Annotated in this window: 12 protein-coding genes; all 12 read right to left on the reverse strand. The window is 37.7% G+C overall.

The features are described 5' to 3' along the window. Nucleotide 1 precedes the first annotated feature (1 nt). Nucleotides 2-1,102 carry a polysaccharide pyruvyl transferase family protein gene (locus PUT07_RS05675; protein WP_274466847.1) on the reverse strand — a complete coding sequence of 367 codons (1,101 nt, stop codon included), beginning with the start codon at nt 1,100-1,102 and terminating at the stop codon, nt 2-4. Between the two features lie 19 nt (nt 1,103-1,121). Next, nucleotides 1,122-2,312, reverse strand: coding sequence for a glycosyltransferase (locus PUT07_RS05680; RefSeq protein ID WP_274466848.1), 1,191 nt, complete (start codon nt 2,310-2,312; stop codon nt 1,122-1,124). Further along, nucleotides 2,309-3,346, reverse strand: a complete 1,038-nt coding sequence (locus PUT07_RS05685) for a glycosyltransferase family 2 protein (protein ID WP_274466851.1) — start codon at nt 3,344-3,346, stop codon at nt 2,309-2,311. The genes PUT07_RS05680 and PUT07_RS05685 overlap by 4 nt, the downstream gene beginning before the upstream one ends. Nucleotides 3,347-3,371: 25 nt before the next feature. Further along, nucleotides 3,372-4,568, reverse strand: coding sequence for a glycosyltransferase (locus PUT07_RS05690; RefSeq protein WP_274466852.1), 1,197 nt, complete (start codon nt 4,566-4,568; stop codon nt 3,372-3,374). A 31-nt stretch (nt 4,569-4,599) separates the two neighbouring features. Then, a complete protein-coding gene (locus PUT07_RS05695; RefSeq protein WP_274466854.1) occupies nt 4,600-5,553 on the reverse strand; it encodes a glycosyltransferase family 8 protein in 954 nt (317 codons plus the stop codon). Nucleotides 5,554-5,569: 16 nt separating this feature from the next. Further along, a complete protein-coding gene (locus tag PUT07_RS05700; RefSeq protein ID WP_274466855.1) occupies nt 5,570-6,310 on the reverse strand; it encodes a glycosyltransferase family 32 protein in 741 nt (246 codons plus the stop codon). Between the two features lie 158 nt (nt 6,311-6,468). Then, on the reverse strand, nt 6,469-8,292 hold the full coding sequence (locus PUT07_RS05705) for an ABC transporter ATP-binding protein (RefSeq protein ID WP_274466856.1): 1,824 nt from the start codon (nt 8,290-8,292) through the stop codon (nt 6,469-6,471). Then, nucleotides 8,292-9,464, reverse strand: coding sequence for a nucleotidyltransferase domain-containing protein (locus PUT07_RS05710; RefSeq protein WP_274466857.1), 1,173 nt, complete (start codon nt 9,462-9,464; stop codon nt 8,292-8,294). The genes PUT07_RS05705 and PUT07_RS05710 overlap by 1 nt, the downstream gene beginning before the upstream one ends. A 14-nt stretch (nt 9,465-9,478) precedes the next feature. Continuing rightward, nucleotides 9,479-9,934: a lasso peptide biosynthesis B2 protein gene (locus PUT07_RS05715; protein WP_274466858.1), complete on the reverse strand. Its 456-nt coding sequence runs from the start codon at nt 9,932-9,934 to the stop codon at nt 9,479-9,481. After that, a complete protein-coding gene (locus PUT07_RS05720; RefSeq protein WP_274466860.1) occupies nt 9,918-10,226 on the reverse strand; it encodes a lasso peptide biosynthesis PqqD family chaperone in 309 nt (102 codons plus the stop codon). Before PUT07_RS05720 ends, PUT07_RS05715 begins: the two co-directional genes overlap by 17 nt. Before the next feature lie 3 nt (nt 10,227-10,229). Beyond that, nucleotides 10,230-11,159 (reverse strand): aldolase, encoded by a 930-nt coding sequence (locus tag PUT07_RS05725; protein ID WP_274466861.1) that lies wholly within the window; start codon nt 11,157-11,159, stop codon nt 10,230-10,232. 106 nt (nt 11,160-11,265) lie between these two features. Next, nucleotides 11,266-11,400 carry a paeninodin family lasso peptide gene (locus PUT07_RS05730; protein WP_274466862.1) on the reverse strand — a complete coding sequence of 45 codons (135 nt, stop codon included), beginning with the start codon at nt 11,398-11,400 and terminating at the stop codon, nt 11,266-11,268. Between the last annotated feature and the right edge of the window lie 12 nt (nt 11,401-11,412).

Here is an 11,412-nt window from a genome sequence, read left to right on the forward strand (position 1 = left end):
GTTATACGGCATTTATAAAATGGGTTAGTCGTTCAAATTGATTCTTTGCTTTAATTGAAACCTGAGCTAAGTTTGCTTTATTTCGGAAGGATCTATTTACATGCTGCTCATCATACTGCAGCTGAATCTCTTCCATGTTTATTAAATAGCCATCGAAATTGATGTCTTTAAGCATATTCGTTGTTTTGGAGCTATAAATAATCGGCATAACCCCAACACCCAATAAAAGGGCTAATATGTTTGCATGAAATCTTGCGGCAATAAACAGTTTACAAGAAGCCATCAACTGAATAGCCTCTTTCAAATTCCCTTTATATTCATATATTGTTACCCTTCGCAGTGTTTCATTAGGCAGTAATGATTTTATTGCTTCAATTGTTTCTAAATCCCCTTCTCTTTCGCAAAAGGACATTAAGCAGCACTCATATCCTTTGCTTACCATTAACTCTATTGATTTTGTTGTACTTGTCATATAATCATCATAATATTTTGATAACCCTTGTTTATGTCTCACATTTATGATGGAAAATCCAATGACTTCTCTCGTTGAGGTGGCCTTATACTCATCTACATTCATTTGAAAGACGATATCTGGAGCGTAACGAACTTGAGGTAGTGCTCTAAATAATTCATAGGAGTATAAATCCCTGAAACAAACATCATCACAAATTTTAAAGAGCTCTTTGTAATCATTATAAAATTGTTCAGTTTCGAAAGGGCCGAAGTTCGCACCAAGAATAAAAACGGGCTTATTCAATTTTTTAAACTCTAAAACCATTTTCATTCTATCTTGGTACAATGCTTCATGATACTGTTCTTCTCTAAAGATGGACCCCCCAATAAAGATAAGCGCTTCATGTTCACTCGCTATTTTATCGTAAGAGGTAATTGGATCTGAAAACTTAAGCCTCCGGCTAATTTTATCCAATAACGTATATTCCCTGCGCCTAACATTATTATATTGTGAAATAAATTGGTCATAATTGCCCCCTAAGTGATTAACAGTGAAATCACAGTTAGGATACTTTTTTGCAAGAATATCTAAAAACAAATCGTCCCCCAGATTAAATGCTAAATAAATATCCACGAATATTTTCATCATCTATATCCCCAAACTCCATTTATTTTTCTATAAGTTCATAGAACTTATCCAGCTGATTCACGGAACTATATAGCTTGTCAGCAGCGAGATTTCTTACGATTTTGTCTTTAAACGTGTCATCATCTAAATATTGTCTGATTCCTGAAAATATGCTGTTAACATCATGTTGGACAATAAGACCATCTTTGTTGTTGGTTATAATCTCTTTAGCAGTCGGGAAATCGGTACATACAATGGGTCTTTTGAGTATTTTTGCTTCACAGACCGTAAGTCCAAAACCTTCCTTGATGGACGTTTGTACATATAAATCACAATTCTTCATATAAGGGTAGGGATTCACTTTTTTCCCCAGTAAAATAAAATTGTTTTCTAACTGATATTTGGCAATTAACTCTTCCAGTTTATTCCTCTCGGGGCCTTCTCCTATAACATACCATTTGAAGGAATACCCGTGCTGCTTTAATAATCTCGCTGTCTCTATGGCCTTATCATAGGACTTGGCAGATGCAAGTCTCCCTACAGTGAGTATATTGGTTATCGATTTATTGAAGTCCTCAACCTTATGTTCCTCAGCCATCTGGTTAATTATCTCCGGGTTAACTATATCTAATATGGTTTGAACTTTATTTTTATACTCTTCTCGAATCTTCGAAACAGAGTCTCTTGTATGTTGTGATACAGCAATTATCTTGTTGATCCTTTTGTATGATTCATAGTCAATTTCTTTGTCATAGAGTGTATTGACATAGTCCGTATTAATCCAAGCTAATTTTTTTAACGCTGTTACTTTATTAGCAACAAAGTATGTGGGCATACCTTGACTGTATGCGATAGCTATGTCGTACGTTTTGGGTGAAGTTGGCAGGATGACTTTTCCACTAGATCTGTATACGACTTGTTCGCTGTGGATCGGGGTACTTTTATATTGATTCAGTCTTAAATTGACGGATGTTCGAATTCGATAAAAGAGATATACCGGCTTCTTCCTAACGGAAACTTGCTCTTTATTTAGATACCTGAAATATTCTGGAACGGGTAAAATGTTGATATGGTTCGGGACATATTTTTCGAGATCGAGACCTTGTTTAAATAACAATAAATCAATAGAAAACTTAGTTGCATCTATCATGTTTAATAAAGACAATAAACTTTTCTCTGCTCCCCCGATGGTTAATGAGTCAATAACAAAGAGAAGCTTCTTTTTATTCATATTTTCTGTACCTCCCTTCTAGTGAATTTCTTCTTAAAGTTTCTTAACGCATTTAATAGAACGCCATATACTATGCTGGTCCTGACAAGATCATTTTTAACTAAATAGATATATGGTTTATACCAAGTACTGTTTGTTTCAAAATTATTCTTATACTCTTCAATGTACTGTGCTGTAACAAGCTGCTTGACATTATTAATCGCTTTTTTAATTCCAATTAATTTAAGATTGATACTTTGCTGCTCCACTAAATTTATTACAACATCTTGGATTCTTTTTGTAACAATCTGATTTATTCGATGTTCCGTCATATTAACAGTGCGGAATATGTTTTCCATATGTTTACACACTAAAATATAATTCTTCAAATAACTTACTGATATATTAGAACTAATGCTATTCTGGTTAAGTCTATTGTAATGATACAAATACTCACGTATGGCAACGAAGGAGCTACAATATGTAGCGTATTGGAGGACAAAAACTAAATCTTCAGACATGAAGATATTTTTGTCCATCTGGAGGTTATTTTTCTTGATGATCTCTGCTTTATAAATCTTTCCCCATAATACGCCTCCCGTACCTTCACAAACCATTTCCATAAAATTGTGTTTAGAATCACTGCTCGTAAAGTAAAAATCTGTGCAGTTCAATACTCCGTAAATTGAAATATCCTTATAACCACAACACACCAAGTCAGCCTGGGAGACCAACATGTTATCCAACATATGTTCAATATACAACTTATCTATCGTATCGTCGGAATCAACAAATACTAAATACTCCCCGCTAGCACTGGAAATGCCCTTATTACGGGCTGTAGAGGGACCACTATTATCTTGATAGCAATAAAAAATCCTCTTATCGATGTCCAAGTATTTTTTTATTAGGTTTTCACTACCATCGGTTGAACCATCATTAACCAATATAATTTCGATGTTGGAATAAGTTTGGCTGATTATGCTCTCCAAGCAATTAGATATGTACTTCTCACAGTTATAAACCGGTACTATAACACTTACTTTTGGGGACATTAGAACCTCCACCCTATGTTCGAAATCAACTTATTAAGTTATATAGCTTTTGAACTTCACTTGCGTTACTGTAATCCCTTTTTTTACAATTTTCAGAAAAGTGGATTTGAAACTCGGCGTCATTTATCAGTTTTTCTAACCCTTCTACGATTCCTTCTATTGATAGCTCGCAAATATGACCATCTACTCCATCTTCAAGTTGACTACTTGAGGTGGGGAAATTTGTTATTATAACAGGCTTAGCTAGTATTTGTGCCTCTCTAACGGTTACGGCTTTGCCTTCATATCTTGAGGGTTGGCAGTAAATATTACAATTTTTGATGTACGGATAAGGGTTTATTTTTTTACCAAGTAAAATAAATCTTTTTTCAAGATTATTCTCATGGATCATCTGCCTAATTTGTTCTTCCTCTGTACCATATCCGATGATATACCAAGTAATGTTGTAACCCAATTCAACTAACCTTTTACACGCTAGAACAGCCATATCAAAGCCTTTTTGATTGGAGAATCTACCTACAGAACAAATTCTGATTGAACCATCTTCAGGCATTTCACCTGATATATTCTCATTGGACTGTTTGTGTACAAAGGTAGAAGAAATGATATTCTCAAGCACAATCACCTTACTGTTAAGTTTCGGAAATACCTTCAGGAATGATTCTTCACAGTCACTCGACACATTAACAATAAAATCCAGTCTATTCCACATTTTTTCGTCTAAATCCATATCAGGATTAACAATTGCAAAATAATCTGTATGGTTCCAGCCGAATTTGATATTTGCATTTACTTTATCAAGAATAAAATTATGAGGTCCCAGAAAGCTGATCGCTACGTCATAATGCTTTTTTAACTTTGGTAATTTAGGCATCGAGTAATGCCAAGAATATTGCATTTGTTTGTAGGTTCTTTGTTCTTTATGCGCGCCTTTATTTTTAATGGCAGCTTTAATTTTAGCCAGAACACGAGCTCCACCTAGAAATATGTGGCCTTCTTTAATAATATCTTTCACTGGTCTTTCAAACGTTGTATACTCATTAATAGCTGGCAACAAGTTCACTTCTTTTGGTATAAACTGCAAGAACTCCCCTTCGTGTCGATATAGAAACAGATCAACCTCATACTTTTGGTAATCGAAACTCTCCAACAAACCGATTAGACTTCTTTCAGCTCCGCCAATATGCAACGAATACATGCTTATCAATATTTTTTTCTTCATACTTCAAACACATCTCCTGATATAAGCATCTTTATTTAAATATGAGATTACAGATCCCGCGAGCCACCGGAAACGGAAAGTGATTATATAGATACGCTACAAACTTCTCTCCCACTTTTCTTTTATCCTCACCAAGTTCACTTTCCTTCCATGGACTTATCTTCAAGTAATCATGATAGCGTGCTGCTAAAGGATGCTTGCAACCTTTAATCCAGGGGCGATTGACAAAGGCAGGCGTATAGTGTATAAAAACGGGATTGTTAACCGCTTCAACTAACTCAGCCTCACTGTAGTAGTACCTTAATCCGTAATACTGAATGATTTCATTTCTACTCATTGTGAAGTATGTCGTCATGGCGTTGTATTTTGGATGAAGGATAACAAACTTATCATTCAGTACACCATTAATGGTCCCTTGATCGTGATGAAATACTTGCCCGTGGTGAGCACTGATAAATTCAATGAATCTTCGTTCTATCTCATCTTCTCTCCACTTTTTAAGATTAATCAGTAGCATGCCAGAATTGATGTATTGGCGATCTATATGCATGTTAATTTTAATTTTGGTATTGTCGCTCACTGTGTCGCAGACACCGGCTACATAATGATCGCTTATGTCCGTATGCCATAGCTCATGGAGTGAACCATTTATGATGGAGTCACAATCGAAATAGATAATTTTATCGATAGTGTTTTCTAAAGCGCTTGTCAAAAACAATCGAGCATAAGCATTTAACGAAATTGTGTTACCTATATTTAGGTTTAACTTTGCCGATATTTCGTCAAATCCAATGAAAGTAATTGTTCGCTTGTACTTCTTGCAAACTTCTTCCAGCTTACTTTTGTTATCCAGTGATACTGCATTTTGAATTAAATAAACATGGATGTGATCGAATTCTTTGTTATTTTCAAATAGCGATACCATCGATACGCCTACATGCTGCGCATAATTGTTATCGCTTGAGTACACAACATGAAGAGTCATTAATCAGTTCCTCCAGCTATTTTGGTAAAAGAGCCCTTAGCCTTGCAATATTATTGCCACCAATAATTTTGGCCAGGGTCTTCTTGATATTACCTTTAAATCTTACAGCCGGCGGCAGCCAGCTTTTGTAGAAATGATGCATCGCGTAGGTGTTATCTGAGATGAATTTACGGCAGTTAATATAATCATATGGTGAGAAGTAAGTTTGAGGATAAAATACCGCATCACCGTCAATTACTTGATACTCGCCATTTAATTGGAGCCCTTTATTCTGTAAGAGTTGAGTAAGCAAGGCTACATTAGTCAGATCGTTGTAAGTCCCATCCTCTTTAATAAAGGTAATATCCTTATACGAGGCCAAGAAGGTTTCGATAAGCTTATTCCCCTTCGCGGCGCCGATCGTACTTGTTGCAATATAATTTCCCTGCTCAAATCCCCAGAATGATTCATGATGCAGCAAATCATCAAAAGGTTTGAATAGTTCAACATCTGTATCCAAATATATGCCGCCATGATGATAAAGAGCATATACTCTTACGTAATCGCTCACGAAGGCAAACTTTTTGGCTTTGTAAGCTTCCCTTACATATGCGTTACAATGAACATCAAAGTTATGCTCGTTCCATTCGATGATTTCATACTCGGCACAATTCGATTTCCAGCTTTCAATACATTTCTTAACGATATCCGGATGTTCATTTCCACCAAACCAACAGTAATGGATAACTTTTGGAATTTTGAAGTTCTTGTTATTCAAGGATCGTATTCGCCTCCGTATATATCCGACAAGTCAAACGTTCATTATAGTGAACAATGGGACATAGATATTTATGGGTATTTTTAACTTATCCCGCTATTCATATGTCTCATTTTAATTGTAGTTCTTTATAAAGAACATGTCAATGAATTCGTTCCTTAAGTTTTTGTTGCGACTATGACTGTAAAATCGTTCAACTGGTTCCCTAATAGGTTGGAGAATAATCCTCCTATTTCCCCAGCTAGTTGGCTGAACCCACCTTCTTGAACAATTCTTCCTTGATCTAATACAATGACCTGATCGGCATTTCGTATGGTTGACAATCTGTGGGCAATTACAACTATTGTCATGTTTCCATGCAGTCGGTCAAGTGCTTCTTGAATCTTTGCCTCATTTTCCGTATCTAATGAACTGGTTGCCTCATCCAGAATCAGAATTGAAGGCTTACGCAATATCGCCCGTGCCAATACAAGCCTCTGTCTTTCTCCACCGGACAAACGGACTCCTCGATCCCCAATCAGCGTATCTAGCCCCTGTGGAAGCTTGCTGACGAATTCAGCTGATGCAGCGAAATCTAGTGCTTCCCAGATTTGTAGCTCCGTTGCATTCGGATTAATCATCAGCAAATTGTCTCTTATACTTCCGTTGAAAAGGAAGGGGTCTTGGGGCACATAGCTGATCGATTTTCTCAGGGCTAGCAAATTCAATCCTGTAAGAGGAGCACCGTCCACCAGAACTTGCCCCTTCTCTGGCTGAAGCAGTCCCATCAGGATATCGATTAAAGTGCTCTTCCCCGCTCCTGAGCGGCCGACGATTGCTGTCATTTGTTTAGAGTGAATTCTCAAGTTAATATCCTGAAGGGAACAGATTTCATCATTGCGATTATAACGAAAAGATACATCACGACACTCGAGGTATTTCTCAATATTCATCGGCTTCGCTTGTTGATGGTCGTGACTTTCATCTTTAATTTCCCTGGCTAACTTGCATTCGTGCTGCAACTCTTTTAACGATTTAAAAGCAGGTATGGCCATAGCGATTTGTTCCAGACTCGACTGAATGCCTTGAAACCGTGGCCACAGTCTAAAAAATACGAGAATGATCAACATTAACTGTTGACCTTGTGTATGAAAGAGCATAACGGACGCGTAAATAAAAAAGGCAATGATCAATGATGATGATATTTTGTAGTATAGCTGCGAATTTGCGCTTACTTTAGCGCCCTCGAATCGTTCCCGAGCGAACTGTTGGCACCAGTTTATCAGCCAGTTGCGACGAGATTCCTCCAACATATTACTTTTGATATCTTTAATCCCATTGAAATGATCTGTGATTCCTCCAATATAATTTCGTCCAATCTCTAACGACTGAGCTCCAATCTTATTGGCTCTTTTAATAAAAGTTCGCGAAAAGAACGATATGACCAGTCCGCAACATATGACAAAGATTGTTAATTTAACGGATAACCACAATGCAATCCCAACTTGGATCAATGTAAATATAATGGATGTCAGGAACTGCAAAAAGACATATGATCCAGTAGTTACGTTACCTAGTTCCCCAGTTAATGAATTGATTAGATCTGATTTCCTTTTCTTAATGAAGAAATTCCAATTTGATTGCAGCAAAGCATTATATGTCTCTGCTCTTACATGATTAATAAAGCCAGTATGAATCTTGATATCTCGAAGGTTAAGATTTCGCTGGATTAACCCTTGACCAGTTATAAGTACAACGTATACGCCCACGATCACTAGCAGCGACACTGCCTTAGGAAGCTGATTTAACTGTTCAATAAAACTTAGATGAGAACTCCAACCCGTGTTAATGTCCATAATTCCGCTAATTCCGAGTAATGGGAGCAATAAGAATATCCCCATTCCTTCAATAAAGCTGATAAGCATCATTCCGAGAAGATTCACATACAAAATTTTACCCGCGTAGGCATGCAACTGTTTTATAAAATAGTAAAGATGTTCCATCAAACTTCTCCCTGTGATAAGTTATGCTTTCTTGTTTTTCTCCAAAGCCATAGAAAGGGTCTTAAAGGAAAATACAGGAATTGAAGCTGTTTGGGTAACGCTAATGTCTCGGCATCCTCCGGATATGGATATAAGAAACTTAATACGAAGAGTACTTTTTGCTGAGTCGACATCAGTGAAAACAAATGACGTTTATGATACATGGACACATACTCTGGTAAAGGAGGAGTGTGCAAATTAATCATTTGGCGAATATAAAATAGTGCATCATAAGCTAGACGGTTTGCGCGCTTAGCTGCGGTTAGAGATCTCAATTCCGTTGTCAACGGAGTATGGAAAATACCTTTTGCCAAAATAAGTGCTTGTGCCCCAATGTGAAGCTTATCGTACTTCTTAAGTAGTCGATAAAGAAGTGCGAAATCAAGTTCCTGAAGGATAATCCTGTCCATATCAGCCAACCAGCGAAGCCGCGACCACCCATGGCGAGCCCCATGCGCAGCAAGAAATAAAAATAAATCCTCTCTCCCTAAATAATAGACAGGATTACTTGTAATCGTGCTTATCCGTTTTCGCTCCCACAGATCATCGAAGTTGGGTTCTTTCCCTGGACCAGGACCTAATCTCCAATGAATCTCGAGTGTAACTCCAAGCTCATTGTGGGTAAAGGTAGCATGATGATGTCTCCATTTCCAGTCATTCAATATGGTCTTATATTCCTCTTTCTTGACATATCCGTGTGCTTCTAGCAATTCCTCAACCTGTTCCACATCTTGTATTGGAATCAGGACGTCTAAATCGCGTGAGGTTCGAAGTGATATATCGCCATAAAGATCAGCCGCAAGAACCGGTCCCTTCAAAACAATAGCGCGGATGCTGGAACTAGAGAGCATTTTAAACAGGCCTTCCATTATAGCACTCAAGCGCAACATATCAAGGGTGTTGCGCTTATATTCCTTTTTCAGTTCATTCATAACTTCCAAAGGAATCTGTCCATGCTCGAAGTTACGAAGACGTGTATACAGAATGGGATATACCCGATGATGTCTTGCTAGCTGAAGAAACGTATCCCACTCGACTTCATTTATTTTTTCATGCTCATTTCTTATGACAGATAGCAATAGATTCAATTCTTTAGAAAAGAGAGCAGAATCCACACGGAAATCATTATCCATCTTTAATCTCCTTTTTACCCACTAATAAATTTTGCAAATTTACCAACCACTACGTACCTTTCCATGCCGTCGGCACCGGTAATATAGTAGGGACCGCTGCGGAGCCATGCGTGAGCCACCATTTTTCCGGATTCGTCCCTACCAGTCCCAAGATATAGTGTGCTTTCAATTTTTCGCTTTTCAAGCATTTTCAGCGCGGCTATAGCTTTTACCAAGCACTTGCTTTCCCAGAAAGTATGTCGACTCATAATCTGAATCACATCATGAACTTTACGCAAAGTGGTTGTATTCGTAGGTACCCGTGCTTCTGTTGTTTCCTCCATCTGATTACCTAAAGATGGTACAACTTTAGCAAAAGGAAAAAAGAGTAAAATCCGTGCCCAGCCTAAATAAAAATAAGCTTCTATAAATAAAAGCATTGTTTTCATATCCAATGAGAGGAATACTTTAACTTTATTCACGATGCACATCGGCTCCTAAGTGAACTAGCCCTTCTTCTAATAAATGTCCTAGAAAGGATACCACTTGCCGCTGGCACTCACTTTGTTCCACATCGTATTCTGTCATTAATGTTGTAATTAACTGTCCAATTGAAATCGGAACCTCAACTAAATCCCAGATGATCCCGCCCATTTCCCCGAGATTATAATACTTTCCGTTCTGAATACTTAGCATGACCTTTTCTCCACCCATATCACTTACAATGTTCCCTTTGACCTGTACGACATAATCATTCATTGACACCATTCCATTTGTAATCATGGTTCATTCCCCCAAATTTAACGTTTCCAAGATAGTCGATACTAACTGAGGAGCCGTAAATCCGGATACCGGCCGGCTTAATTGAAACATTTTGATATGTTGCAAAATGCAAACGGATGTTTTAAAATGCCACTCCGTTAATCCCATACCCTGGATAAGAAAATTGCGGTACGTATGATAGAAAAGAGGAGAAAATCTGCTGAGCTTTTCAATTCGGCGAATTTCTATTGTATCCGCCTCCGACTTTACTAGTTCTATCACACCTGTAAGCGGTAAGGGTTCTTGATGGTATCGAGCTGCTACCGGGACATAATATTTATTCACTCTTCCATACAAAGATTGATAATTGCTGCACTCCATTCCAAAGTTAGAGAGGCTGTCCTGCCATAGCTTCTGTTGAGGGTATGATGGGATTACATAGGGACTGTTTCCCTCTTGGAGTGATACGGCTATCACATCATCACTAAGAAGCTCATATCCTTGGTTTAAGAAAGCTGATGCGAGTGTAGACTTGCCCGCACCGGAATCTCCAACAATAGCATAGGCCTTGCCATTGATAGCTACTGCACTTCCGTGCATCGGAAATATCCCTCTCTGCATTAAGATTGCACCCATGCATGTTCCTAGAACTAGTAGCCGAATTTCACCAGCTTCTGCACCTATCATCGGCGAAACTGTAATCCTTCTTCCTTCTTTTATGGAGAAGGTTGCTATTTCAGGCAAATGGAACATAATTAAGTTTTCTTTGATCAGAAATTTTTGGGGATTATCGGATAACTCAAAAAATAATGAAGTGAGCTCCGGATCAATTAAGATCTCAATATCCGTTACTTCTAACTGATCGTTCATCTTAATCAATTCCGGCAAATCCATATCGCTGGATATGGTTAAGCCGAAAGCTTTAAAAATAAGTTTTTGTTTAATATCTAACATTATTTCACTCCAATATTACCATGATTATGTTAAAGCCCTTATACGGTCAAGATGTATAAGGGCTTTAACATATGTAAGCAATCTAGCTAGAATCTACAAATCATTCTTAACTCCAAGTTAATTGGTCACGTGGTGTCCCTGTCGGATAAGTATGGTCGAGGTTATTACCGTTCTTAGGATCAAGCATTGTCAGGTTTACATCCAACACTTCTAGTTCAGGTTTTTGCCATTCTTTTTTCATCCCTAATCACCT

Origin of the sequence: Paenibacillus sp. MAHUQ-63, from assembly GCF_028765165.1 — a bacterium.
In the GTDB taxonomy this organism is placed as follows: Bacteria; Bacillota; Bacilli; order Paenibacillales; family NBRC-103111; genus Paenibacillus_E.